Source organism: Pseudocitrobacter sp. 73, from assembly GCF_008369545.1.
Lineage (GTDB): Bacteria > Pseudomonadota > Gammaproteobacteria > Enterobacterales > Enterobacteriaceae > Pseudocitrobacter > Pseudocitrobacter vendiensis.
Genome location: NZ_VTZO01000008.1, coordinates 319144 through 345377, shown reverse-complemented (window position 1 = coordinate 345377; position 26234 = coordinate 319144). Strand labels below are relative to the sequence as shown.

Genomic DNA, 26234 nt, shown 5'->3' with positions numbered 1-26234 from the left:
GGGGACCGACCGAACCGATTTTGCAGATCTGCGCTGGTTTTCTCCCTCTCTCTTAGAGTGAGGGGACCGACCGAGCCGGTTTTGCAGATCTGCGCTGGTTTTCTCCCTCTCTCTTAGAGTGAGGGGACCGACCGAACCGATTTTGCAGATCTGCGCTGGTTTTCTCCCTCTCCCTGAGGGAGAGGGCGGGGTGAGGGTGCTTTACTTCGCCGCCTGAACCGGCGCATCCGGCACCGTATCGCACGGTTTCTCTTTCGGGCAAATCAAATCCAGCATCTTCAGCGTTACGCCGTTGGTCCAGCCAAAGCCGTCCTGCAACGGATATTCACCGCCGCCGCCGCCCGTCCCGGTGGAGGTAATGTCATATTTCTCCACCAGCTTTTTCTCCTTGTCATAGGTGTGCTGCACGTTACTCAGAAAGCGCCAGGTGACATCCATCGCCACTTTTTCCTGACCATAGTTCTGCAACCCTTCCACGGCGACCCACTGCAACGGCGCCCAACCGTTTGGCGCATCCCACTGTTGCCCGCTGTTAATGGTCGTGGTGGTAATGCCGCCCGGTTTTAACAACCGGCTCTGCGTCGCCGCCGCCATTTTCGTTGCCCGCTCATGCGAAGCGACATTCACGTACAAAGGGAACAGGGCGGCAGCAGTGAGCTGATTACGCACCTTGTGCGACTTCAGATCGTAATCGGCGTACCAGCCCTCTCTATCGTTCCACAGATATTTTTCGATAGCCTTCTGGCGTGCGTTAGCTTCCGTATCATACTGTTGACTTTTCGCCGTATCGCCCGCGGCTTTACTCCCCTCGGCGATCAATTTTTCCATTTTAAACATCAGCGCGTTCAGATCGACGGGCACGATGCTGGTGGTACGAATGGTGTCCAGTTGCTGTGGGTTATCCATCCAGCGTGAGCTGAAATCCCAACCCGATGCGGCGGCGGAGCGCAGGTCGCGATAGATTTCCGTGGCGGGTCGATTTGGGTTTTTCTTCGCGGTAGTCACATCATCAAGCCACGATTCCGGACGCGGCGTATCGTTATCATCCCAGTAGCGGTTGAGCAGGGTGCCGTCGCGCAGTTTGACCACCCGCTTGTTAGCGTCGCCAGGCTGAAGACTTTCCGCGCCGTCCATCCAGTAGGCGTGCTCTTTTTCCATCTGCGGCAGATAGGTTTTCAGCGCGTCGCTGTCATGTTTTGCCAGTAACTCAACCATCAGTGAGAAAAACGGCGGTTGTGAACGGCTTAAGTAGTAGCTGCGGTTGCCATTGGGGATATGCCCCCAGGTGTCGATTTCATAAGCGAAGTTCGCCACCATATCGGCCACTTTATCCCAGTGCCCGCTCTCCGCAAGGCCAAGCATGGTGAAGTAACTGTCCCAGTAATAAACCTCACGAAAGCGCCCGCCGGGCACGACATACGGTTTCGGTAGCGGCAGCAGAGAGCTCCATTTTTCTGCTGTTTCGCTGGTGCGGGTTAAGACCGGCCACAGGCCATCAATGTGCTGGCGCAGCGTTTGCCCTTTGGGCGGCACATAGGTTTCACCTGCCTGTGGCAGCGCAAAGTTCATCTCCACAAAGTGGCGCAGATCAAAGCTGGTCTGGCTCTTCTGCATGCGGTAATCCGCGAGGATCATCAACGGGTCGCTTTTAGGCACCGCGTCGGCGAAGGTTTTTTGATCGGGAAAGAGTTTCGCGCTTTGCACATCATTAAACAGCGGCCCAAGCAGAATATCAGGGGAGGCCGGGTACTCCTCCTGCGCCTGGACAGTAAAGGCCAGCAGCAGAGCGCTTAAGGTCAGGGTATGGCGCGCAACAGGATGCGCAGCAATGTTCTTCATCGGTTTTCTCCATTTCGGCAAACAGCAGGAGCGCTGCAATCAACCTGATGAAAACCTTAGTTGAAATTCCTCTTCACCGTGGCGATTTGCGTGATTAATTGCTGTTTTTTCAGCGCGGATCGCATTGCGTCAGGTTAAAAATGAAAGCCCGTTATTCATTGGAATATCTTTTCGATGCCCGTATCGGTCATTATTTTTACTGATGAATATTTGCACAGTTATCGCTCATGGATGTTCTGAAAGGGTGCAGTTAATTCTTATAAATAATAAGGAAAATTATTTAATTTGTTTTAAAACAATGCATTAATTATTTGGCATGCCGGTTGCTATATGAATTCCATCTTGTATACCAACAGGAATTCCAACATGGCAGTGATGACCGGAAAAACACTTGGCGAATGGCAACAAACCATTGCGCGTAATAGTGACAACGTATTTGCCTTATTAAATGACCATCTTCAGTCGCTGACTGCGCAGGATAATGCATGGATCGTGCTTGCCAGCGAAACGCAGCTTCGCGAACAAATTGACGCCCTGTTGCCGCATTACCAACAGCAGCCAGAACGGTATCCGCTGTTTGGTATTCCCTTTGCGATTAAAGACAACGTTGATGCCGCGGGCTGGCCAACAACCGCAGCCTGCCCGGCGATTGCCTGTGTCGCGGAACGTGATGCCACCGCTGTGGCGAAACTGAAAGCGGCGGGCGCGATCCTGATTGGTAAAACCAACCTGGACCAGTTTGCAACCGGATTGGTGGGCACGCGCTCTCCCTACGGGGCCGTCGCGAATACATTTAATCCGGCTTACGTGAGCGGCGGTTCCAGCTCTGGCTCTGCGTCGGTGGTAGCGCGCGGGCTTGTGCCGATTTCATTAGGTACCGACACTGCCGGTTCAGGCCGCGTACCTGCCGGGTTTAATAATATTGTCGGTCTGAAGCCGACCAAAGGCTGGCTCTCGGCGACCGGGGTTTTCCCGGCCTGTCGTCTGAACGATACGCTTTCGGTGTTTGCCCTGACAGTAGATGACGCCTGGCAGGTCGCCACGATCGCCGGAGGGTTCGACGCCGAGGATGCCTATTCCAGAATCAACCCGGCTACTGCGCCTGCGACTTTTTCGCAAAATCCGGTACTCGCCATTCCGGATGCGCTGGTGTTCTTTGACGATTGCGCGGCAGAGCAGGCGTGGCAGGCGGCGCTCGGCGCGCTGCGCGAAAGTGGCGTGACCTTAAAGCCCATCGATTTCTCGGCGTTTTATCAACTGGCGGAACAACTTTACCAGGGCCCGTGGGTGGCCGAGCGCACCGCCGCGGTGGGTGACACGCTGAATCACCCGGAGCAGATGGACCCTACGGTTCATACCATCATCGCCGCTGGCCTGAACTACAGCGCTGTTGAAGCTTTTAAAGCCGAATATCTGCGGGCAGAGCTGGCACGCAAAATTCAGACCGCGCTTGCCGGAGTTGATGCGCTGGTGGTGCCGACGTCACCGACCATACACACCCTGGCGGATATGGCGCGCGAACCCATTCGCTTTAATTCGCAGTTTGGCACGTACACCAATTTCACCAACCTTGCCGATCTCAGCGCCCTGGCGCTGCCGGCCCCGTTCCGTGCGGATGGCTTACCCGCTGGCATCACGGTGCTCGCTCCGGCCTGGCATGACCGCGCGCTGGCCGATTTTGGCCGCCGCTGGCAGCAACAGTTGGCCCTGCCGCTCGGCGCGACCGGGCACGCCTTCCCGGCCATCTCTCCATCGTTACCGCCTTCCGCGCATCACGCTCGCGTCGCCGTTGTCGGCGCACATCTGCGCGGCATGCCGCTCAACTTCCAGTTGACTCAGCGCGATGCCGCCTTTGTTGAGGCGACAGAAACCGCCGCTCGCTACCGACTCTATGCACTGGCCAACACGCAGCCGCCAAAACCAGGCATTGCGCGTGACGCCGACGGCGCGGCGATTCAGGTGGAACTGTGGGATATCCCGCTGGCGCGCTTTGGCGAGTTTGTCGCTGAAATTCCCGCCCCGCTAGGTATCGGCTCGCTGGAACTGGCCGATGGGCGCTGGGTGAAAGGCTTTATCTGCGAACCGGCGGCGTTATGTGACGCCATCGATATCACTGAATTTAAAGGCTGGCGCCACTGGGTTGGCCGCAAGGAGACGCATCATGTTTAACACCGTCCTGATTGCCAACCGGGGGGAAATTGCCTGCCGTGCGATTCGTACCTTAAAGCGGCTGGGCGTGACCAGCGTCGCGGTCTATTCCGATGCGGATAAAAACGCGGAACACGTTAAACAGGCGGATATTGCGATGGCGCTGGGCGGAGAGAAAGCCAGCGACAGCTATCTGCGCATCGATAAAATCATCGCTGCCGCGCGGGAAAGTGGGGCGCAGGCTATCTGGCCGGGTTACGGTTTTCTCTCGGAAAGCCTGGCATTTGCTGATGCCTGTGAGCAGGCGGGTATCGCGTTTGTCGGCCCCACGGCGCAGCAGATTGGCGAGTTCGGGTTAAAGCACCGGGCGCGTGAACTGGCGGCACAGGCGGGCGTGCCAATGACGCCCGGTACCGCGTTGCTGGACACTATTGAAGAGGCGCTAAACGCGGCGCAGAAAATTGGCTATCCGGTGATGCTTAAAAGCACGGCAGGCGGCGGCGGTATCGGCCTGGCGCGCTGCGCCGATCGCGAGGCGCTGGTACAGGCGTGGGAAAGCGTGCGTCGTCTTGGCGAACAGTTTTTCAGTGATGCAGGCGTGTTTATTGAGCGCTGTATCGATCGCGCCCGTCACATCGAAGTACAGATCTTTGGCGATGGCAACGGCAATGTTGTCGCCCTGAGCGAACGCGACTGCTCTCTTCAGCGGCGCAATCAAAAGGTCGTTGAAGAGACGCCTGCGCCTAATCTGCCGCAGGCCACGCGCGAAGCATTACTGAATGCCGCCGTTGAGCTGGGCAAGCTGGTGAATTACCGCAGCGCAGGTACGGTAGAATTTATCTATGACCCTGAACAGGACGCGTTTTACTTCCTCGAAGTGAACACCCGTTTGCAGGTTGAGCACCCGGTGACCGAGTGCGTCACCGGGCTGGATCTGGTGGAGTGTATGCTGCGCGTCGCCGCGGGCGAAAGTATCGACTGGGCACGTCTGGCGCAAGCCCCGCAGGGCGCAGCGATGGAAGTGCGAATCTATGCAGAAAATCCGCTTAAGAACTTCCAGCCGAGCCCCGGCGTGCTGACCGAGGTCGTCTTCCCGGACGGCGTTCGTATCGATAGCGGCGTGACGACAGGCAGTGAAGTCTCTGCATTTTATGACCCGATGATCGCCAAACTGATTGTGCATGCGGATACCCGCGAGGCGGCGCTGGCGAAACTGACGCAGGCGCTGAACGCCACGCGGTTGCACGGTATTACCACCAATCTTGATTATCTGCGTCAGATAACGTCAAGCGTGGCATTCACGCAGGGCAGTGTCTGGACTCGCTGGCTTGATAACGTGGCAGCAGAATCGCCGGTGATTGAAGTGCTGCAACCGGGCACCTGGAGCAGCATTCAGGATTATCCGGGACGCCTCGGTTACTGGGATATTGGCGTACCGCCGTCCGGGCCGATGGATGATTATGCCTTTCGACTGGCGAACCGCATTGTCGGCAACCATCATACCGCCGCCGGGCTGGAGTTCACGCTTCAGGGGCCGGTATTACGTTTCCACACGGACGCGGTGATCGCCCTTACCGGGGCAGATTGTCAGGCTCTGCTTGACGAGACCCGCGTGCCGCTCTGGCAGCCGGTCACGGTTAAACGTGGACAAACCCTGAGCCTTGGGCGCGCCAAAGCGGGGTGTCGTGCTTACCTCGCGGTGCGTAACGGTTTTGATGTGCCGGAGTACCTGGGAAGCCGGTCCACCTTTGCGCTGGGGCAGTTTGGCGGCCACGCCGGACGCACGCTGAAAGTTGCCGATCTGCTGCCCGTTTCGCGCCCGGAACTGACTGCCTGCACTACGCCTGCGCCGGTGAGCGAACCGCAGGCGCTGGCGGCGTCGCTGGTGCCAGAGTATGGCGATAGCTGGCGTATCGGCGTGCTATATGGCCCGCACGGCGCACCGGATTTCTTCAGTCAAAAGTCGATTGATGACTTTTTCGCCAGTGAATGGCAGGTGCATTACAACTCTAACCGCCTTGGCGTGCGCCTGGTGGGGCCAAAACCGGAATGGACCCGCCCGGACGGCGGCGAAGCCGGGCTGCATCCCTCCAATGTGCATGACTGCGAATACGCCATTGGTGCGATTAACTTTACCGGCGACTTCCCGGTGATCCTGACGCGCGATGGACCAAGCCTGGGGGGATTTGTCTGCCCGGTCACCATTGCCAAAGCGGAGCTGTGGAAAGTGGGCCAGGTGAAGCCCGGCGATACGATTCGCTTCTATCCAATAAGCGTGGCAGATGCCGTGGCGCGGGAGAAGGCGATGGATCGCACTATCGATACGCTTCAGTCCAGTCAACTGGCAACATTTGCCGTGCCATCGTTGGCCGCGCGCGACGGTGTCTCGGCGGCGGCGCTGGTGTCGCTGCCTGCCAGCGCGACCACGCCCGCCATTGTCTATCGCCAGGCGGGGGATAATTACATCCTGATTGAATACGGTGACAACGTCCTCGATCTGGCGCTGCGCCTGCGGGTGCATCTGCTGATGGCGCGACTTAACGATTTATCACATCCGGGCATTAAAGAACTTTCGCCGGGCGTGCGCTCATTACAGGTGCGCTACGACAGCCGTGAAATCAGTCAGCAGGCGCTGGTGGCGATTCTGCTGGAGCAGGAGTCGCACATGGGCGATGTCAGCGAAATGAAAGTCCCGTCGCGCATCGTCTGGCTGCCGATGGCTTTTGAAGACACCGCCACGCTGGATGCCGTCAGCCGCTATCAGGATACGGTTCGCGCCAGTGCGCCGTGGCTGCCGAATAACGTTGATTTCATTCAACGCATCAATGGGCTGGCGAGCCGCGAGGCAGTGCGTGACACGATTTTCGATGCCAGCTATCTGATCCTCGGGCTGGGCGATGTTTACCTCGGCGCACCTTGTGCGGTACCGATTGATCCGCGCCACCGCCTGTTGAGCTCGAAATACAACCCGGCGCGCACCTTTACCGCTGAAGGTACGGTCGGCATTGGCGGCATGTATATGTGTATCTATGGCATGGACTCTCCCGGCGGTTATCAGCTGGTGGGGCGCACGCTGCCTATCTGGAACAAATTCCTCAAAAACCGTCAGTTCGCGGCGGGCGAACCGTGGCTGTTGCGCTTCTTTGACCAGGTGCGCTTCTATCCGGTCAGCGAAAGCGAACTCAATCAACTTCGTGATGATTTTCGTGAAGGTCGCGCCGCCGTGCGCATCGAAGAGAGCGAATTCGATTTTGCTGAGCATCTGCGCTTCCTTGAGGCCAACGCCGAGGAGATTCGCCACTTTCGTGAGAAGCAGGCGCTGGCCTTTGAAAGCGAAGTGGCGCGCTGGCAACAAGATGAACAGATCACCGAGGCGGAACGCCCACGCCAGCCCGTCAGTGAGGACGCCGATGATGATGCGTTTGCCGTGACTGGCGATATGAACGGCAACATCTGGAAAGTGCTGGTGAAACCGGGCGATGAGGTAACGGAAGGGCAGCCGCTGATCATCGTCGAAGCGATGAAAATGGAACTGGCTATTCACGCACCTCAGGCGGGAACCGTGAAACGCATCGGTTGTCAGCCGGGGCATCCGGTGAGCCCCGGTGATGCGCTGCTGTGGCTGGCGTAAGGAGGCGTCATGGACAGCAGCAAACGTAGCCCCGGCCTGGGCGAGCGAATTTATCACGCGCTGAAAAATGACATCTTCGATTTTCGCCTGATGCCCGGTGAGCATTTCAGCGAAAACGAAATTTCAGAGCGGATGGCCGCCAGCCGTACCCCGGTGCGCCAGGCCCTGTTTCGTCTCGAACAGGAGGGCTACGTGCAGGTGTACAGCCGGAGCGGTTGGCAGGTGAAGCCGTTTGATTTCGCGTGGTTCGAGGCGCTGTACGACTTTCGTATCGTACTGGAGTGTGAAGCGGTAAAGCGCCTGTGCGACATGCCGCTCGCGATATGCAAGGACCACCTCGCGCCGCTGGTGGATTTCTGGATAGACGCCCCGCGCATGGCGCCGGGCAAAACCCTTTCACGTCAGGATGAAGCTTTCCACACCACGCTGGTGCGCGCCAGCGGCAATGAAGAAATGGTGCGCGTGCATATCGAGCTGACGGAAAAAATTCGCATTATTCGCCATCTCGACTTCACCCGCGAGGACCGCGTAGAGGCCACCTATCAGGAGCACGCGCGCATTTTGCAGGCGGTGCTGCGTCAGCAAAGGGAAGAGGCGCAGCGGCTGCTGACGGAACACATTTCACAGAGTAAAGCCGAGGTCAGGAAAATTACCCTGCACCGGCTCCAGCAGGCCAGGTTGTAAGACGTTCTCGCTCCGCCTATGCGGAGATATTAATCAATATTATTTAGGGGTTTAGTGATGAAAAGACGTTCTTTACTGAAAGCTTTTGCCCTCTCCGCGACTTTTTTGAGCATGGGCTTCTCGTTACAGGCATACGCAGCAGACACCATTAAAGTCGGCATCATGCACTCGCTCTCCGGCACGATGGCGATTTCAGAAACGCCGCTGAAAGATATGGCGCTGATGACCATTGATGAAATCAACGCCAAAGGCGGCGTGCTGGGTAAAAAACTGGAACCGGTGGTGGTTGACCCGGCGTCTAACTGGCCGTTGTTCGCGGAAAAAGCGCGCCAGTTGCTGAGCCAGGATAAAGCTGCCGTGGTGTTTGGCTGCTGGACGTCGGTGTCGCGTAAATCGGTGCTACCGGTATTTGAAGAACTGAACGGCCTGCTGTTCTATCCGGTGCAGTATGAAGGCGAAGAGATGTCGCCAAATGTGTTCTACACCGGGGCGGCGCCGAATCAGCAGGCAATCCCGGCAGTCGAGTACATGATGAGCGAAGACGGCGGTGGAGCGAAGCGCTTCTTCCTGCTGGGTACTGACTACGTTTATCCGCGCACCACCAACAAAATTCTGCGTGCGTTCCTGCATTCGAAAGGCGTTCAGGATAAAGACATTGAAGAGGTGTATACGCCGTTTGGTTACAGCGACTATCAGACCATTGTCTCTAATATCAAAAAATTCTCCGCAGGCGGTAAAACGGCGGTGATCTCCACCATCAACGGCGACTCTAACGTGCCGTTCTACAAAGAGCTGGCAAATCAGGGCATTAAATCCACTGATGTACCGGTGGTGGCGTTCTCCGTCGGCGAAGAGGAACTGCGCGGCATTGACACCAAACCGCTGGTGGGCCACCTGGCCGCGTGGAACTACTTTGAATCGGTCAGCAACCCGGTGAACACCAAATTCGTGGCGGATTATCGCGCCTATGCCAAAGCGCATAAGTTGCCGAATGCCGATACCGTGGTGACCAACGACCCCATGGAAGCGACCTATGTCGGCATTCATATGTGGGCGCAGGCGGTGGAAAAAGCAGGCACTACGGATGTCGATAAAGTGCGTGAAGCAATGGCCAACCAATCCTATGCCGCGCCGAGCGGTTTCACCCTCACCATGGATGCCACCAACCACCACCTGCATAAACCGGTGATGATTGGCGAAATCGAAGATAACGGGCAGTTCAACGTAGTGTGGCAGACCGAACAACCGGTGCGCGCGCAGCCGTGGAGCCCGTACATTCCGGGCAATGATAAAAAATCGGAAAGTCCGGTGAAGACGGGCGGTAAATAATCGCAGCGGCGGGGGCGGATGGCGCCTCTGCCAACGGTTGGCTGGCCCGATGCATTCGGGCCACAAAAGAAGACACCGACACGATGAAAATTTTAGGCTCTCTTTTTATTAGCTGTCTGTTGATAGCAACCTCGGCGCTGGCCGGTCCCGCCGAAGATTACGGCAAGGCGAACCGCAGTCAGCAGGCGCAATTGCTGCAGCAATGGGCGCAAACGCCGGACGCCTCTCGCCTGACGCTGTTACAGGCGTTGAGCCGTGAAACGGTGGTGATGGACACCCAGGGGCAGCTTTTTTCACAGCGACAGGGCAAGCTTACGCCGCTGGAGGGCGATGCGGTGCCGGTAGGTAATACGAAAAAAGTGTTCATGAATAACCGTCTGCGTGGGCTGGTCGCCAGTGCGCTGTCGGCGCATCAACTGGTAAGCTCGGATGACGCCGTGCGGTTGCAGGCGGCGCAAGCGTTGCAGACCAGCGCACAGGCAGATCAGTTGCCGTTCCTCAGCCAGCGTCTGGCCACTGAGAAGAATGACGCCGTACATCAGGCGCTGGGTATCGCGGTCGCCGGATTACAGTTAACCGATAGCCGCCCGGCCCAGCGCCTGCAAGCGGTGAAATTACTGGGCGAGGCCAGCGACCCGCAGGTACAGGCGAGTCTGTATCGTCTCACGCAGCCAGAAAACGAACCGGATGCGGCGGTACGCGATGCGGCGGCCGATAGCCTGAAACAGATCCAGCAGCGCCTGAAATGGGGCGAGTGGCTGGGGCTGGCGTTTAGCGGCTTATCGCTGGGCTCAATTCTGCTGCTGGCGGCGCTGGGTCTTGCCATTACTTACGGCCTGCTGGGCGTCATCAATATGGCGCACGGAGAAATGCTGATGCTGGGCGCATATGCGACCTGGCTGGTGCAGGACGTGTTTGCCCGTTACGCACCGGACTGGCTGGCGCTTTATCCGCTGGCGGCGCTGCCGGTGGCTTTCGCCATCACCGCCGTCATGGGGATGCTGCTGGAGCGCACAATTATTCGCCATTTATATGGACGTCCACTGGAAACGCTGCTGGCGACGTGGGGAATCAGCCTGATGTTGATTCAACTGGTGCGCGTGATATTTGGTACGCAGAACCTGGAAGTGGCAAACCCGGCGTGGTTATCGGGCGGCTGGAACGTGCTGCCGAATCTGGTGCTGCCGTACAACCGGATTGCAGTGATCATTTTCGTGGCGGGCGTGCTGGCGCTGACCTGGCTGCTGCTCAATAAAACCCGTCTCGGAATGAACGTGCGGGCGGTTACACAGAATCGTCGGATGGCAGATTGCTGCGGCGTGCCGACCGGCCGCGTGGATATGCTGGCGTTTGGGCTGGGTTCCGGCATCGCCGGGCTGGGCGGCGTGGCGTTATCACAGTTGGGCAACGTGGGGCCGGAGCTGGGGCAGGGTTACATTATCGACTCTTTCCTGGTGGTGGTGACCGGCGGGGTTGGGCAACTGGCGGGCACCGTAGTAGCCGCGCTGGGTCTGGGCGTGTTGAATAAGTTTCTCGAACCGCAGCTTGGAGCGGTGCTGGGGAAAATCGCCATCCTGGTGATGATCGTGCTGTTTATCCAGAAGCGTCCACAGGGGCTGTTTGCCTTCAAAGGGAGGGTGATTGACTGATGAGCCAGCCACTGACACTGACTTTAGCCCGCCGCGCGCCGCGTGTGTCGGGCGCACTCGGCGCGTTGATTTTCATCGCGCTGCTGATTCTGCCCTTTCTGGCGCTGTTGCCTGCGGCACATCCGCTGGCGGTTTCAACCTACACCCTTACGCTAATAGGCAAAATTCTGTGCTATGCGATTGTCGCCGTGGCGCTGGATCTGGTGTGGGGCTACGCCGGGCTTTTGTCTCTCGGGCACGGGTTGTTCTTCGCCCTGGGCGGCTACGCGATGGGCATGTACCTGATGCGCCAGGCCTCGGGCGACGGTTTACCCGCCTTTATGTCGTTTCTCTCGTGGACGGAACTACCGTGGTTCTGGGCCGGTACGCAGCATTTTGCCTGGGCCCTGTGCCTGATCATTCTGGTGCCTGGCCTGCTGGCGCTGCTGTTTGGCTACTTCGCTTTCCGCTCGCGTATCAAAGATGTTTACTTCTCGATCATGACCCAGGCGCTGACCTACGCTGGAATGTTGCTGTTCTTCCGTAACGAAACCGGTTTTGGCGGCAATAACGGCTTTACGGGATTCACCACTCTTTTAGGCTTTCCGGTATCGGCGACAGGCACGCGCATCGCGCTGTTTATCGCCACCGTGTTGCTGCTGGCGGGGGCGCTGGCGATTGGCGTGGCGATCACCCGCAGCAAGTTTGGCCGGGTGCTGACCGGCGTGCGCGATGCGGAGAATCGCCTGATGTTTTGCGGCTACGATCCGCGTGGATTCAAATTGTTTGTCTGGACGCTGTCTGCGGTGCTGTGTGGGCTGGCGGGGGCGCTGTATGTGCCGCAGGTGGGCATTATCAACCCCAGCGAAATGTCGCCCACTAACTCTATCGAGGCGGCGATTTGGGTGGCGCTCGGCGGACGGGGTTCGCTGATTGGCCCGGTACTGGGCGCGGGCATCGTAAACGGCGCGAAAAGCTGGTTTACCGTCGCATTCCCTGACTACTGGCTCTTTTTCCTTGGCCTGATGTTTATTCTGGTGACCCTGTTTTTACCGCGCGGCGTGATTGGCCTGCTCAAACGGAGGAAGCATGACTGATTCCCTTTTTACCCAGCCGCTGCCACAGGACCGCTATCGCGAAAAAACCGACCCGGTGCTGCAACTGGAAAAGATCAACGTCACCTTTGACGGCTTTCGTGCGTTAACCGATCTCTCGTTGTCCATCGGCGTGGGGGAACTGCGCTGTGTGATTGGCCCTAACGGCGCGGGAAAAACCACGCTGATGGATGTTATTACCGGGAAAACCCAGCCTGATAACGGGCGGATTTTTTACGATCAGACTATCGATCTGCGCACCTTATCCCCTGTTGAGATAGCCCGTGCGGGAATTGGCCGCAAGTTTCAGAAACCCACCGTTTTTGAGGCGCTGACGGTGCTGGAAAACCTCGAAATCGCGCAGAAAAACGATAAATCCGTGTGGCACAGCCTGCGCGCTAAACTCAGCGGCGAGCAGCGGGATCGCATCCATGAGGTGCTGCATCTACTGCGTCTTAGCGACGCCAGCCAGCGCGCCGCGGGGTTGTTATCCCACGGGCAAAAGCAGTTTCTGGAAATTGGCATGCTGCTGGTGCAGGAGCCGCATCTGTTACTGCTGGATGAACCCGCCGCCGGGCTGACGGATGCGGAAACAGAGTACATCGCCGAACTGTTTCGAACGCTGGCAGGAAAGCATTCACTGATGGTGGTTGAGCACGATATGGGGTTTGTCGAAAGTATTGCCGACCACGTGACGGTGCTGCATCAGGGGCAGGTGCTGGCGGAGGGATCGTTGCGTGACGTGCAGGCCAACGAGCAGGTTATCGACGTTTATCTGGGGCGCTAATATGTTGCAGGTTCAGGATCTTAATCAATATTACGGCGGCAGCCACATTCTGCGTGGCTTATCGTTCGACACCACGCCGGGGGAAATCACCTGTCTGTTAGGGCGCAACGGCGTGGGCAAAACCACGCTGCTGAAATGTCTGATGGGGGTGATTCCGGCAAAATCTGGCGAGATCCGCTGGAAAGGAAAGGTGATTAACGGGATGAGGCCGCATCAACGCGTGCAGCAGGGGATTGCGTATGTGCCGCAGGGGCGCGAAATCTTCCCGCGTTTGACGGTAGAGGAAAACCTGTTGATGGGGCTGTCGCGTTTCTCCGGGCGTGACGCAAAAGCGGTACCGGAAGAGATCTATGAACTCTTTCCGGTGCTGCGTGAAATGAAACAGCGACGCGGAGGCGATCTCTCCGGCGGGCAACAGCAGCAGTTGGCAATTGGCCGCGCGCTTGCCTGTCGCCCGGAACTGCTGATTCTTGATGAACCTACCGAAGGGATTCAACCGTCGGTGATCAAAGAGATTGGCACGGTGATCAGAAGTCTCGCCAGGCGCGGTGACATGGCGATTCTGCTGGTGGAGCAGTTTTATGACTTTGCCGCCGAGCTCGCAGATAACTATCTGGTGATGTCTCGCGGGGCGATTATCCAGCGTGGGCGCGGTGATGAAATGGAGGCTCAGGGGGTACGCGGGCTGGTGGCGATTTAACGCGCCTGTTCCTCTTTCAGCCGTCGCCAGAAGGTGGTGCGGCTGACCCCCAGATAACGTGCGGCGGCGCTGCGATCGCCGCCACACTGCGCCAGTGCGTCAATGGCTGATGGTGAAACTGTGAGCGTATTTTCCGCGTCATACAGTTCTGGCAGAAGTGCGGGAAGGTCCCGCTCATCGCCGATCATGTCGCTACTGAGCAGCAGCGCCAGCCGCTCGCAGAGGTTGCGAAGTTCGCGAATATTGCCCGGCCAGGCGTAGCGCAACAACGGCGGCAGGCAGAGCGCGATGCGTCGCTGCAGAGCGTCGCTCAGCGGTGCATCCAGCGCCGCCAGCGATTGCGTCAGGTAGCGCCGCGCCAGCAGCGCGATATCGTCGCCACGCTCGCGCAGGGCGGGTACGCGCAGACGCAGAGCGCTGAGGCGGAAAAAGAGATCGGCACGAAAACGCCCCTCGGCAACCGCCTGTTGCAGATCGCAATGAGTGGCGCTGATCACGCGAAACTCAACGCTCAGCGGCTGTTGCCCGCCGACGCGCGTCACCCGTTTTTCCTCCAGCACGCGCAGCAGGCGCGTTTGCAGATGCAGCGGCATTTCGCCGATTTCATCGAGGAACAGCGTGCCGCCGTTGGCGGTTTCCAGCAAGCCGCTGCGTCCGCCGCGCCGTGAGCCGGTAAATGCGCCTTCTTCATAGCCAAACAACTCGGCTTCCAGCAACGACTCCGCTATCGCCCCGCAGTTAATCGCCACAAAGGGCGGCGAGCCACGGCCCGCGCGCGGGCGATGGTGAGCAAAATACTCCTGATGCAGTGCCTGCGCCGCCAGCTCTTTCCCGGTGCCGGTTTCGCCTTCAATTAACACCGCCGCCGGGGATCGCGCATAAAGCAGAATCGTTCGGCGAAGCTGTTCCATTATCCCTGATTCACCCACCAGATCGCCCAGGCCGTAGCGGGTACGCAGGGTGTCGCGTTGAGCGCTGCTGCGGACGGTAGCGGAAAATCGGGTCATATCCAGCGCATCGCTGAACGCCTGGCGCACCGTGGCAGCAGAATAGAGAAAGACCGCCGCCAGCCCCGCTTCTTCGGCGAGTTCTGTGACTAACCCTGCGCCGACCAGCACGCGGATCCCGGAGGCCTTCAATTCGGTTATCTGGCTACGGGCATCTTCTTCAGTGACGTAGCTGCGCTGTTCAAGCGGCAGCTGAAAACTTTTCTGAAACTCCTGTAGCGCAGGCAGCGGTGCTTTGTAGGTAATGACGCCGATCCGGTCGGCTACGCGGCGTGCTTTGCCCAGCGCCTGCAACAGATCAAACCCGCCGGGACGGATCAGAATAACCGGCACCGAGAGGCGGCTTTTCAGATACGCGCCGTTCGAACCGGCGGCAATAATCGCGTCGCAGTGTTCGGTGACCAGTTTCTGGCGAATGTACTGCACGGCTTTCTCAAAGCCGAGTTGAATCGGCGTAATCGTCGCCAGATGGTCGAACTCAAGGCTGATATCGCGGAACAGATCAAACAGGCGCGTCACTGAGACGGTCCAGATAACCGGTTTCGCAGCGGACGTGATGTTATCGGTCATGACAACGCACTCAAATGAGGGAGACCTGATCTGTTGTAGTTGTGTTTCATTGATGTTTCAAAAACAGAGGGTGAAACAATCTCTGAAACGTTAGCTGAAGCGCTTTACCCTCATATTTGAGCGACATGGTGAGAAAGAATACATTCAAAATCTTGATTTTATTGCCAATATTTTGCTGCTTTCATTTTTGTGAACTGACGCGGCCGTTCTGGCACATCGCTTGCTCTTTTGTTGTTACGCAAAAATAACATTTAAACAACAAAGAGGTGTGCATGAGCACTCAATCACCGGGTCAGGCGTTCCGTCAGGCGCTGAGCAAAGAATCCCCGCTACAAATTGCAGGCACCATCAACGCTAACCATGCACTGCTGGCGCAGCGGGCCGGGTTTCAGGCGATTTATCTCTCCGGCGGCGGCGTGGCGGCGGGATCACTTGGCCTGCCCGATTTAGGCATCACCGGGCTGGACGATGTGCTGACCGATATCCGGCGTATTACGGATGTTTGCTCGCTGCCGCTGCTGGTGGACGTCGACAGCGGGTTTGGCGCGTCGGCGTTTAACGTGGCACGTACGGTGAAATCGGTCATTAAAGCCGGGGCGGCGGGGCTGCACATTGAAGATCAGGTGGGGGCGAAACGCTGCGGCCATCGCCCGAATAAAGAGATTGTCTCAACCGAAGAGATGGTCGATCGCATTAAAGCCGCCGTGGATGCCCGTACCGACCCGGACTTTGTGATTATGGCGCGCACTGACGCCCTGGCGGTGGAAGGGCTGGAGGCGGCCATCGAACGCGCCCGCGCGTATATCGAAGCCGGGGCCGACATGCTGTTCCCGGAAGCTATCACTGAGCTTTCGATGTATCGCCAGTTTGCCGATGCGGTGCAGGTGCCGATTCTTGCCAACATCACCGAATTCGGCGCGACGCCGCTGTTCACCACCGACGAACTGCGCAGCGCGCACGTGGCGATGGCGCTCTATCCGCTGTCGGCGTTTCGCGCCATGAACCGCGCCGCGGAACAGGTCTACAACGTGCTACGTCAGGAAGGCACGCAGAAGAGCGTTATCGACATCATGCAGACCCGCAGCGAACTCTACGAAAGCATCAACTACTACCAGTTTGAAGAGAAACTCGACGCCCTGTTTGCCAGCAAACGCGGCAAGTAATCGGTTTTACCCTACACATCCATAATAAGACGAGGCCAGTATGAGCGAAGCGACCATTTTGCAAAACACGACTGCCACAAAACCGAAAAAATCCGTGGCGCTCTCCGGTGTGCCTGCCGGAAATACCGCCCTCTGTTCCGTGGGCAAAAGCGGCAACGATCTTCACTATCGCGGCTATGACATTCTCGACCTCGCGAAGCACTGCGAGTTTGAAGAGGTGGCGTATCTGCTGATTCACGGCAAACTGCCCAATCGCGATGAGTTGCATGCGTATAAGACACGGCTGAAAGCATTACGCGGTCTGCCTGCCAACGTGCGCATCGTGCTGGAATCGCTGCCGGCGGCATCGCACCCCATGGATGTACTGCGCACCGGCGTCTCTGCGCTGGGCTGTACATTGCCAGAGAAAGAGGAACACTCGGTTTCCGGGGCGCGCGATATTGCGGACAAGCTGCTGGCGTCGCTCGGCTCTATTCTTCTCTACTGGTATCACTACAGCCACAACGGCGAGCGGATCCAGCCGGAAACCGATGACGACTCCATCGGCGGCCATTTTTTGCACCTGTTACACGGCCATAAACCGCCACAAAGCCAGGTGAAGGCGATGCACGCGTCGCTCATTCTCTACGCCGAACATGAGTTTAATGCCTCAACGTTCGCCTCGCGGGTGATTGCCGGAACAGGCTCGGATATCTATTCCGCTATTATCGGTGGGATTGGCGCGCTACGCGGGCCGAAGCACGGCGGGGCCAATGAGGTGTCGCTCGATATTCAGCAACGTTATGAAACGCCGGACGAAGCCGAGCAGGATATTCGCAGCCGCATTGAAAACAAAGAGGTGGTGATCGGCTTCGGTCATCCGGTGTATACGATCTCCGACCCGCGCCATCAGGTGATCAAAACCATCGCCCATCAGCTCTCCCGTGAAGCAGGCTCCATGAAGATGTATGACATCGCCGACCGCCTGGAAACGGTGATGTGGGACACCAAGAAGATGTTCCCCAACCTCGATTGGTTCTCGGCGGTCTCCTACAACATGATGGGCGTCCCCACCGCGATGTTCACGCCGCTGTTTGTAATGGCGCGCGTGACGGGCTGGTCTGCTCACGTCATTGAACAGCGCCAGGACAATAAAATCATCCGCCCGTCTGCCAACTATACCGGGCCGGAAGATAAACCTTTTGTCACGCTGGAAAATCGCCAGTAATTCATCTGCTTACCTCTGACAATAACGAAAACAGGAAAACAAACATGTCTCAACCGATTACCCATCTTCGTGCGGAATTCGATCAGGAAATCGTCGATATCGTGGATTACGTGATGAATTACCAGATTGATTCCACCGTGGCGTGGAACACTGCGCATTATTGCCTGCTCGATACGTTGGGCTGCGGGCTGGAAGCGCTGGAGTATCCGGCGTGTAAAAAACTGATGGGGCCGATTGTGCCGGGAACGGTCGTGCCCAACGGCGCGAAAGTGCCGGGCACGCAGTTCCAGCTCGACCCGGTGCAGGCAGCATTCAACATTGGTGCGATGATCCGCTGGCTGGATTTCAACGATACCTGGCTGGCGGCCGAGTGGGGGCATCCTTCTGACAATCTGGGCGGTATTCTGGCGGTGGCCGACTGGCTGTCGCGTAATGCGGTGGCGGCGGGTAAAGCGCCGCTCACCATGCAGAAAGTGCTGGCTGGCATGATTAAAGCGCATGAAATTCAGGGCTGCATCGCACTGGAAAACGCCTTCAATAAAGTTGGGTTAGACCATGTGCTGCTGGTGAAAGTGGCCTCGACGGCGGTGGTGGCAGAGATGCTCGGCCTGAATCGCGAAGAGATCTTAAATGCCGTTTCTTTGGCGTGGGTTGACGGGCAGTCGTTGCGAACCTATCGCCATGCGCCCAATACCGGCACGCGTAAATCCTGGGCGGCGGGTGACGCCACGTCGCGCGCGGTGCGGCTGGCACTGATGGCGCAGACCGGTGAAATGGGGTATCCCACGGCACTGACTGCCAAAACCTGGGGCTTCTACGATGTCTCCTTCAGGGGCGAGACGTTCCGCTTCCAGCGTCCTTACGGTAGCTACGTGATGGAGAACGTGCTGTTTAAAATCTCCTTCCCGGCAGAGTTCCACTCGCAGACGGCGGTTGAAGCCGCGATGACGTTGCATCAAAAAATGGTCGCGGAGGGGAAAACGGCGGCGGATATTGAGCGCGTGAGTATTCGCACACATGAAGCCTGTATTCGCATTATCGACAAAAAAGGGCCGCTCACCAACCCGGCCGACCGCGATCACTGCATTCAGTATATGGTTGCCATCCCATTGCTGTTTGGCCGCCTGACGGCGTCGGACTATGAAGAGAATATCGCCAGCGACCCGCGCATTGATGTTCTGCGCGCCAAAACCCATTGCCATGAAGACCCGGCATTTACCCGCGATTATCACGACCCGCAAAAACGCTCAATTGCCAATGGCTTAACCGTCGAGTTTTCGGACGGTAGCCGCTTTGAGGAGGTGGTGGTGGAGTACCCGATTGGTCACGCGCGTCGCCGCGAAGAAGGGATCCCGCTGCTGATTGAGAAATTTAAAACCAACCTGGCACGCCAGTTCCCGGCCCGTCAGCAGCAACGCATTCTGGAGACCTCCCTGGACAGACAGCGCCTGGAGCAGATGCCGGTAAACGCGTTCCTTGATCTGTTCGTCATCTGATCCGTTCAGAAGGAGACTTCTATGTCTTATGAGACGTTCTATCAGCGGTCGATTAACGACCCGGAGGCATTCTGGGCCGAGCAGGCCCGGCGCATCGACTGGCAGATGCCGTTTACGCGTACGCTCAACTATGACAATCCACCGTTTGCCCGCTGGTTTTGCGGCGGCACGACCAACCTGTGCCATAACGCTATCGATCGCTGGCTAACGACCCAACCTGAGGCGCTGGCGCTGATTGCCGTGTCGGCGGAAACCGGCGAAGAGCGAACATTTACCTTTCGCGAACTGCACGCCGAGGTGAACCGCACGGCAGCGATGCTGCAAACCCTTGGCGTCTCGCGCGGTGACCGGGTGCTGGTGTATATGCCGATGATCGCCGAAGCGCATATTACGCTGCTGGCCTGCGCCCGCATTGGTGCGATCCACTCAGTTGTGTTTGGCGGTTTCGCCTCGCACAGCCTGGCGGCGCGGATTGATGATGCGCGCCCGGTGCTGATCGTCTCAGCGGATGGCGGATCGCGCGGGGGGAAAGTGATCCCTTACAAAAAGTTGCTCGACGATGCGATTTCGCTCGCAGAACATCCGCCGCAACGGGTGCTGCTGGTTGACCGTGGGCTGGCGCCGATGCACCGCGTGGCTGAGCGTGATGCCGATTACGCGACGCTGCGAGAGCAGCATCTTGATGCCCGGGTGCCGGTTGTCTGGCTGGAGGCGAGTGAAACCTCCTGCATTCTTTATACCTCTGGCACGACGGGAAAACCGAAAGGCGTTCAGCGCGATGTCGGCGGTTATGCCGTGGCGCTGGCGACGACGATGGCGACGATTTTTGGCGGTAAAGCGGGCGGCGTGTTCTTCTGCACCTCCGATATCGGCTGGGTGGTGGGGCATTCGTATATCGTTTATGCGCCTCTGCTGGCGGGTATGGCGACAGTGGTTTTTGAAGGCACGCCGACCTGGCCGGATTGCAGCGTCTGGTGGAAAATCGTTGAAAAATATCAGGTCAGCCGGATGTTCTCCGCGCCGACTGCCATTCGCGTGCTGAAGAAATTCCCCACCGCGCAAATACGCAATCATGATATTTCATCGCTGGAAGTCCTGTATCTCGCCGGAGAACCGCTGGATGAACCGACCGCCAGTTGGGTGACCGAAACGCTGGGCATCCCGGTCATCGACAACTACTGGCAGACTGAATCTGGCTGGCCGATTATGGCGATTGCCCGCGAGTTGAGCGATCGCCCGACACGCCTCGGCAGCCCTGGCGTGCCGATGTTTGGCTATCACGTCAAACTGCTCAATGAACATACCGGGCAGCCATGCGGGGCGAATGAAAAGGGCATGGTCGTGATTGAAGGGCCGCTACCGCCGGGCTGTATTCAGACCATCTGGGGAAATGATGAGCGTTTTGTGAATACCTACTGGTCACTGTTCGAGCGCCCGGTATACGCGACCTTTGACTGGGGAATTCGGGATGAGGACGGCTATTACTTTATCCTTGGGCGCACGGACGACGTGATCAACATCGCCGGGCATCGGCTCGGGACGCGCGAAATTGAAGAGAGCATCTCGGGCTACGGTAACGTCGCGGAAGTGGCGGTGGTCGGCGTGAAGGATGCGGTGAAAGGGCAGGTCGCGGTGGCGTTTGTTATCCCCAAACAGGGCGACAGCTTGCTGTTGCGCGATGTGGCGCAGGAGGAAGAACAGGCTATCCAGCATCGGGTGGATGACCAGATTGGTCACTTCGGGCGACCGGCGCGGATTTACTTTGTTTCACAGTTGCCGAAAACGCGATCCGGCAAAATGCTCAGGCGCGCGATGCAGGCGATTTGTGAGGGGAGAGATCCCGGGGATTTAACGACGATTGAGGACCCGAATGCGCTGGTGGAGATCAGGCGGGCGCTGGGGGAGTAAGGTTGGCTTATGAAAAATCCACGCGGCGGCGTGGATTTTTCGCAGTGATATTTTCCCTCTGTCTGACGCGCAATATCTGAAAGTAGACAAGAAGGCCTATACATATCTTTACAGTTAAGAAGTTTTAGGAATACTATCTTAAGGTGAGATTAATACGATTACTTTCAATGGAAGAAATATGAATATATTTGAACAGACTCCACCAAACCGTAGACGTTATGGCCTCGCTGCTTTTATCGGTCTGATTGCCGGTATAGTGTCAGCATTCGTGAAATGGGGGGCTGAGGTGCCATTACCTCCACGCAGTCCTGTTGATATATTCAATGCTGCGTGTGGCCCTGAATCATTAATTAGAGCGGCGGGACAAATTGATTGCTCACGCAATTTCCTTAATCCTCCTTATGTTTTTCTTCGTGACTGGGTGGGGCTTGCGGATCCTAATGCGGCAGTTTATACCTTCGCCGGTCATGTATTTAACTGGGTTGGTGTCACGCATATTATCTTTTCTATTGTATTCGCTTTGGGCTACTGCGTCGTTGCTGAAGTTTTCCCGAAAATTAAACTCTGGCAGGGGTTATTGGCTGGTGCATTAGCGCAGCTTTTTGTGCATATGATCTCTTTCCCATTAATGGGGCTGACTCCTCCATTGTTTGATCTTCCCTGGTATGAAAATGTCTCTGAAATTTTTGGGCATTTAATCTGGTTCTGGTCTATTGAAATTATCCGTAGAGACCTGCGTAACCGAATAACGCACGAGCCTGATCCGGAAATTCCGCTCGGCACTACTCGCTAATACGTTTCTCAAAATGAAAAACTGGCGTTGAAAAGGCGCCAGTTTCCTGAAAGCACGGCTAATGTTAAACCTCAATGTTGCGTTGTCACTTTTCTCGCTCAGCCGCAAACAAAAAAATCCACGCAAATGCGTGGATTTTTTATTGTGTTCATTGAGATCAACAGGCCTGACAAACCACCTTACACGTTAAACAAGAAGTTCATTACATCGCCATCTTTCACGATGTAATCTTTCCCTTCTGCACGCATTTTACCGGCTTCTTTCGCGCCTTGTTCACCCTTGTAGGTGATGAAGTCTTCAAACGCGATAGTCTGGGCGCGGATGAAGCCTTTTTCGAAGTCGGTGTGGATTTTACCGGCAGCCTGCGGTGCGGTCGCGCCGACAGGAATGGTCCACGCGCGCACTTCTTTCACGCCTGCGGTGAAGTAAGTTTGCAGATTCAGCAGGGCGTAACCGGCGCGAATCACGCGGTTCAGGCCCGGTTCTTCGAGGCCCAGTTCCTGCATGAATTCGTCACGCTCTTCGTCGTCAAGTTCGGCGATATCAGATTCAACGGCAGCACACACCGGAACCACCACGGAACCTTCGGCTGCGGCGATTTCGCGCACTTTATCCAGGTATGGGTTGTTCTCGAAACCGTCTTCATTGACGTTAGCGATGTACATGGTCGGCTTCAGGGTCAGGAAGCTCAGGTAGCGGATGGCGGCCTTGTCTTCTTCAGTGAGATCCAGCGCGCGCAGCATACCGGCGTTTTCCAGCTGCGGCAGGCATTTTTCCAGGGCAGCCAGTTCAGCTTTCGCGTCTTTATCGCCGCCTTTGGCTTTCTTCTGCACGCGGTGGATAGCGCGTTCGCAGGTATCAAGGTCAGAGAGCGCCAGTTCGGTGTTGATGACGTCGATATCTTCTGCCGGATCAACTTTGCCAGAAACGTGGATGATATTGTCGTTTTCGAAGCAGCGAACGACGTGGCCAATGGCTTCGGTTTCGCGGATGTTGGTCAGGAACTGGTTACCCAGACCTTCACCTTTGGACGCGCCTTTTACCAGGCCTGCGATGTCCACGAATTCCATGGTGGTTGGCAGGATGCGCTGTGGTTTAACAATTTCAGCCAACTGGTCCAGACGCGGGTCGGGCATGGGTACAACACCGGTGTTCGGCTCAATGGTACAGAACGGGAAGTTCGCCGCTTCAATACCTGCTTTCGTGAGCGCATTGAACAGGGTGGATTTGCCCACGTTAGGCAAACCGACGATACCGCATTTAAATCCCATGTTTAAATCACCTTAATCTTTGATAATCAACCTGTTAACGATAACAGGTATCAGAAAAGTAAATAACTCTGCCTATTATACACGGCATGCGGCAAAAATGCCGCAGTTCAACGGTTATTGCGCCTTAAAGGCGTGCAAACGGTTAGTGGCTTTGGTTAAGCCATCCTTCAACCAGATCTCGGTACAGCGCGCCGCTTCGTCTACCGCATCGTCGATCAGCTTCTGTTCCGATGCCTGCGGTTTGCCGAGAACGAAACCGACAACTTTGTTTTTATCGCCCGGATGGCCAATTCCGATGCGTAAGCGATGAAAATTGGGGTTATTGCCCAGTTTGCTGATGATATCTTTCAACCCATTATGGCCGCCATGACCACCACCCAGCTTAAACTTTGCGACACCTGGTGGTAAGTCGAGCTCATCGTGCGCCACCAGAATTTCATCCGGATTAATACGATAGAACGTCGCCAGCGCGGCAACCGCTTTTCCACTCAGGTTCATAAAAGTGGTTGGCACCAGCAGGCGCACATCCTCACCCGCCAGGTTAATGCGCGAGGTGTAGCCAAAAAATTTACTTTCTTCTTTCAACGGCGCACGGGCGCGCTCCGCCAGCAAATCGACATACCAGGCACCCGCGTTATGGCGCGTCGCAGCATACTCTGCGCCGGGGTTAGCCAGGCCGACAATCAGTTTAATCGTCACGTTATTATTCCTGAACAGGTCGTATTTCTGGCGCGTAGTTTACGTGGTGATCGCGCGCTTGACAAAAATAAGCGCCCAAAGGGGCAAAAACCGAATAGTTCATTCGGGTGACCATTCAGACTTGATGTAATTCAGTAACTTAAATGTAAAGTTTTGTTGCGTTAATGTTCGTAATTGCGATCGCCATCGCACAAATTGCCAAAAGTGGTGTCTATACTTTACACACAAGGAGAAGGGATATTTCCCTTAAGCCCAAAAGCTCGGAGGTGACATATGAAACGTAAAAACGCTTCGTTACTCGGTAATGTGCTCATGGGTCTGGGCCTGGTCGTAATGGTGGTCGGCGTCGGCTATTCTATTTTAAACCAGTTGCCACAGTTCAATTTGCCACAGTTTTTCGCGCACGGTGCTGTCTTAAGCATCTTTATTGGCGCAATCCTCTGGCTTGCCGGGGCGCGTGTCGGCGGACACGAACAGGTCTGCGACAAATACTGGTGGGTACGCCACTATGATAAACGTTGTCGCCGGGACAAACGCACCAGTCACTGATATTTGATGAAAAAAATGGCTCCCGCAGGAGCCATTTTGCTATTTGATATCGGCCAGCGCCGCTTCTTTATTCGGGAAGAAGGTCAGGCGACCCGGAATCGGTTTAATTCCGGCGCGTGCCATCGTGCGCAGCGGCTGGAATTCCATGTTAGACACTCGCAGTTCACATCCTTCCGGTAGCTTACTCACAAATCGCTGGAAGGCATCCAGCCCACCTGCATCGAGAACCGGTACGGCATCCCACTTCAGCACGATGATACGCTTGCCTTCGATACGTGATTCAAGGTCAGTAAACAGATTTTCGGCAGCGGCAAAGAACAGCGGGCCAATCACGCGTAGCACCAGCACGTCATCCGGTACATCCACATTGACCGGCGACAGGCGGGTCATTTGCGCGATACGGCGCATAAACAGCAGCGATGCGAGTACAATCCCCACGCTAATGGCGATAACCATATCGAACAGTACCGTTAGCGACATACAGATAAGCATCACGATGATGTCATCTTTCGGCGCGCGGCGAAGCAGGTTAACCACTTTATGCGCTTCACTCATGTTCCAGGCCACCATCAGCAGCAGTGCGGCCATTGCCGAAAGCGGCAGCCAGGAGAGCAGTGGCGCGAGGATCAGCAGCGCCAGAATAACCAGGACCGCGTGGATGACCGCAGAAACCGGTGAGGTCGCCCCGGCACGCACGTTGGCGGCGGAACGGGCGATGGCAGCGGTCGCGGTGATGCCGCCAAAGAACGGCGCGGCAATATTCCCCAGCCCCTGACCAATCAGCTCACTGTTGGCTTTGTGTTTGGTGCCGGTCATGCCGTCCAGCACCACGGCGCAGAGCAGCGACTCAATCGCCCCCAGCATTGCCATCGAGAACGCGGCGGGTAGCAGGGCGCGCAGCGATGCCCAGCTCAGCGTGAAGTCGGAACCTGGCATATCCCACGGTAACACCAGTTGTGGCAGCAGCTGCGGGATACCGTTGCCCTGCGAGCCATCCGCCAGCACGTAGTGGAACTGGGAACCAATGGTGGCGACGTGACCGCCCAGCATATTGACGATAAACATCACCACGCAGCCTGCAATCAGCGCGGGCAGGTGGCCCGGCAGGCGAATACCGAGGCGAGGCCAGAAAATAAGCGTGCCGAGGGTGACGATACCAATCGCAGCATCGCCCATATTGATGGTCGGCAGCGCCATCACCAGCGCCCCGACTTTTTGCAGATAATGTTCCGGCACGTGCGTCAGTTGCAGGCCAAGGAAGTCTTTAATCTGCATCGTCCCGATGGTGATACCAATACCGGAGGTAAAGCCCAGCGTGACGGAGAGGGGAATGTATTCAATTAAGCGGCCAAAACGCGCAAGGCCAAAAAGAATCAAAAATACACCGGACATCAACGTGGCGACCAGCAACCCGGCAAGGCCAAACTGTTGTGATACAGGGTAAAGAATGACGACAAAGGCGGCCGTCGGCCCGGAGACGCTAAAGCGTGAGCCCCCGGTCAGGGCGATAACAATCCCCGCAACGGCAGACGTATACAGACCATACTGCGGAGCGACGCCGCTGCCGATCGCCAGCGCCATCGCCAGCGGGATAGCAATAATACCGACAGTGATCCCGGCGATAACATCGCGAGTAAAGCGGGATACGGTGTACTTCTCTTTCCAGCACGCGTCGATGAGAGCGCGGAAAGGCATCACCTGTGAGGAAAATATTTTATTCACAATAATGTT

Annotated in this window: 19 protein-coding genes; 14 read left to right on the top strand and 5 right to left on the bottom strand. The window is 56.8% G+C overall.

The window, feature by feature from the left end; genetic code table 11:
* Positions 1-201: 201 nt before the first annotated feature.
* Positions 202-1839 (bottom strand): alpha,alpha-trehalase, encoded by a 1638-nt coding sequence (locus F0Q32_RS08900; RefSeq protein ID WP_149462755.1) that lies wholly within the window; start codon positions 1837-1839, stop codon positions 202-204.
* A 366-nt stretch (positions 1840-2205) separates the two neighbouring features.
* On the opposite strand from F0Q32_RS08900, the gene atzF reads away from it, so the two are divergent.
* From atzF to urtE, 8 genes are all read left to right on the top strand, one after another.
* Positions 2206-4008 (top strand): allophanate hydrolase, encoded by a 1803-nt coding sequence (gene atzF, locus F0Q32_RS08895; RefSeq protein WP_149462754.1) that lies wholly within the window; start codon positions 2206-2208, stop codon positions 4006-4008.
* Positions 4001-7618, top strand: a complete 3618-nt coding sequence (uca, locus tag F0Q32_RS08890) for an urea carboxylase (protein ID WP_149462753.1) — start codon at positions 4001-4003, stop codon at positions 7616-7618. The genes atzF and uca overlap by 8 nt, the downstream gene beginning before the upstream one ends.
* Before the next feature lie 9 nt (positions 7619-7627).
* Positions 7628-8302: a GntR family transcriptional regulator gene (locus tag F0Q32_RS08885; protein WP_149462752.1), complete on the top strand. Its 675-nt coding sequence runs from the start codon at positions 7628-7630 to the stop codon at positions 8300-8302.
* A gap of 57 nt (positions 8303-8359) precedes the next feature.
* Positions 8360-9631: an urea ABC transporter substrate-binding protein gene (gene urtA, locus F0Q32_RS08880; protein ID WP_149462751.1), complete on the top strand. Its 1272-nt coding sequence runs from the start codon at positions 8360-8362 to the stop codon at positions 9629-9631.
* An 83-nt stretch (positions 9632-9714) separates the two neighbouring features.
* Positions 9715-11280 carry an urea ABC transporter permease subunit UrtB gene (gene urtB / locus F0Q32_RS08875; RefSeq protein WP_149462750.1) on the top strand — a complete coding sequence of 522 codons (1566 nt, stop codon included), beginning with the start codon at positions 9715-9717 and terminating at the stop codon, positions 11278-11280.
* On the top strand, positions 11280-12356 hold the full coding sequence (urtC, locus tag F0Q32_RS08870) for an urea ABC transporter permease subunit UrtC (protein WP_149462749.1): 1077 nt from the start codon (positions 11280-11282) through the stop codon (positions 12354-12356). Before urtB ends, urtC begins: the two co-directional genes overlap by 1 nt.
* Entirely contained in the window at positions 12349-13140 is a 792-nt protein-coding gene (urtD, locus tag F0Q32_RS08865; protein WP_149462748.1) for an urea ABC transporter ATP-binding protein UrtD, read from the top strand. The genes urtC and urtD overlap by 8 nt, the downstream gene beginning before the upstream one ends.
* A 1-nt stretch (position 13141) precedes the next feature.
* On the top strand, positions 13142-13840 hold the full coding sequence (gene urtE / locus F0Q32_RS08860) for an urea ABC transporter ATP-binding subunit UrtE (RefSeq protein ID WP_149462747.1): 699 nt from the start codon (positions 13142-13144) through the stop codon (positions 13838-13840).
* On the opposite strand, the gene prpR is transcribed toward urtE, so the two are convergent.
* Positions 13837-15417, bottom strand: a complete 1581-nt coding sequence (gene prpR / locus F0Q32_RS08855) for a propionate catabolism operon regulatory protein PrpR (protein ID WP_149462746.1) — start codon at positions 15415-15417, stop codon at positions 13837-13839. The genes urtE and prpR overlap by 4 nt on opposite strands.
* Before the next feature lie 272 nt (positions 15418-15689).
* Here prpR and prpB point away from each other — a divergent pair, with 272 nt between their 5' ends.
* The 5 genes from prpB to F0Q32_RS08830 all read left to right on the top strand — a co-directional run bounded on the left by prpB (position 15690) and on the right by F0Q32_RS08830 (position 21984).
* Positions 15690-16580: a methylisocitrate lyase gene (gene prpB, locus F0Q32_RS08850; protein ID WP_149462745.1), complete on the top strand. Its 891-nt coding sequence runs from the start codon at positions 15690-15692 to the stop codon at positions 16578-16580.
* A gap of 40 nt (positions 16581-16620) precedes the next feature.
* Positions 16621-17787: a 2-methylcitrate synthase gene (gene prpC / locus F0Q32_RS08845; protein WP_149462744.1), complete on the top strand. Its 1167-nt coding sequence runs from the start codon at positions 16621-16623 to the stop codon at positions 17785-17787.
* Between the two features lie 44 nt (positions 17788-17831).
* A complete protein-coding gene (locus F0Q32_RS08840) occupies positions 17832-19283 on the top strand; it encodes a bifunctional 2-methylcitrate dehydratase/aconitate hydratase (protein WP_149462743.1) in 1452 nt (483 codons plus the stop codon).
* 21 nt (positions 19284-19304) lie between these two features.
* Entirely contained in the window at positions 19305-21191 is a 1887-nt protein-coding gene (gene prpE / locus F0Q32_RS08835; RefSeq protein WP_149462742.1) for a propionate--CoA ligase, read from the top strand.
* A gap of 178 nt (positions 21192-21369) precedes the next feature.
* Positions 21370-21984: a YagU family protein gene (locus F0Q32_RS08830; RefSeq protein ID WP_149462741.1), complete on the top strand. Its 615-nt coding sequence runs from the start codon at positions 21370-21372 to the stop codon at positions 21982-21984.
* Between the two features lie 179 nt (positions 21985-22163).
* Here the strand turns inward: F0Q32_RS08830 and ychF are convergent, their stop codons facing one another.
* Positions 22164-23255, bottom strand: coding sequence for a redox-regulated ATPase YchF (gene ychF, locus F0Q32_RS08825; protein ID WP_015964120.1), 1092 nt, complete (start codon positions 23253-23255; stop codon positions 22164-22166).
* Positions 23256-23369: 114 nt separating this feature from the next.
* Positions 23370-23954, bottom strand: a complete 585-nt coding sequence (pth, locus tag F0Q32_RS08820) for an aminoacyl-tRNA hydrolase (protein ID WP_149462740.1) — start codon at positions 23952-23954, stop codon at positions 23370-23372.
* 273 nt (positions 23955-24227) lie between these two features.
* On the opposite strand from pth, the gene ychH reads away from it, so the two are divergent.
* Complete coding sequence (ychH, locus tag F0Q32_RS08815) at positions 24228-24503, top strand: stress-induced protein YchH (protein ID WP_149462739.1); 276 nt, start codon at positions 24228-24230, stop codon at positions 24501-24503.
* Between the two features lie 39 nt (positions 24504-24542).
* Here ychH and dauA read toward each other — a convergent pair whose 3' ends face one another.
* Complete coding sequence (dauA, locus tag F0Q32_RS08810) at positions 24543-26225, bottom strand: C4-dicarboxylic acid transporter DauA (protein ID WP_149462738.1); 1683 nt, start codon at positions 26223-26225, stop codon at positions 24543-24545.
* Between the last annotated feature and the right edge of the window lie 9 nt (positions 26226-26234).

Coding starts and splice junctions, on each gene's coding strand:
- F0Q32_RS08900 (WP_149462755.1), bottom strand. CDS start 1,839: ATGAAGAACATTGCTGCGCATCCTGTTGCGCGCCATACCCTGACCTTA.
- atzF (WP_149462754.1), top strand. CDS start 2,206: ATGGCAGTGATGACCGGAAAAACACTTGGCGAATGGCAACAAACCATT.
- uca (WP_149462753.1), top strand. CDS start 4,001: ATGTTTAACACCGTCCTGATTGCCAACCGGGGGGAAATTGCCTGCCGT.
- F0Q32_RS08885 (WP_149462752.1), top strand. CDS start 7,628: ATGGACAGCAGCAAACGTAGCCCCGGCCTGGGCGAGCGAATTTATCAC.
- urtA (WP_149462751.1), top strand. CDS start 8,360: ATGAAAAGACGTTCTTTACTGAAAGCTTTTGCCCTCTCCGCGACTTTT.
- urtB (WP_149462750.1), top strand. CDS start 9,715: ATGAAAATTTTAGGCTCTCTTTTTATTAGCTGTCTGTTGATAGCAACC.
- urtC (WP_149462749.1), top strand. CDS start 11,280: ATGAGCCAGCCACTGACACTGACTTTAGCCCGCCGCGCGCCGCGTGTG.
- urtD (WP_149462748.1), top strand. CDS start 12,349: ATGACTGATTCCCTTTTTACCCAGCCGCTGCCACAGGACCGCTATCGC.
- urtE (WP_149462747.1), top strand. CDS start 13,142: ATGTTGCAGGTTCAGGATCTTAATCAATATTACGGCGGCAGCCACATT.
- prpR (WP_149462746.1), bottom strand. CDS start 15,417: ATGACCGATAACATCACGTCCGCTGCGAAACCGGTTATCTGGACCGTC.
- prpB (WP_149462745.1), top strand. CDS start 15,690: ATGAGCACTCAATCACCGGGTCAGGCGTTCCGTCAGGCGCTGAGCAAA.
- prpC (WP_149462744.1), top strand. CDS start 16,621: ATGAGCGAAGCGACCATTTTGCAAAACACGACTGCCACAAAACCGAAA.
- F0Q32_RS08840 (WP_149462743.1), top strand. CDS start 17,832: ATGTCTCAACCGATTACCCATCTTCGTGCGGAATTCGATCAGGAAATC.
- prpE (WP_149462742.1), top strand. CDS start 19,305: ATGTCTTATGAGACGTTCTATCAGCGGTCGATTAACGACCCGGAGGCA.
- F0Q32_RS08830 (WP_149462741.1), top strand. CDS start 21,370: ATGAATATATTTGAACAGACTCCACCAAACCGTAGACGTTATGGCCTC.
- ychF (WP_015964120.1), bottom strand. CDS start 23,255: ATGGGATTTAAATGCGGTATCGTCGGTTTGCCTAACGTGGGCAAATCC.
- ychH (WP_149462739.1), top strand. CDS start 24,228: ATGAAACGTAAAAACGCTTCGTTACTCGGTAATGTGCTCATGGGTCTG.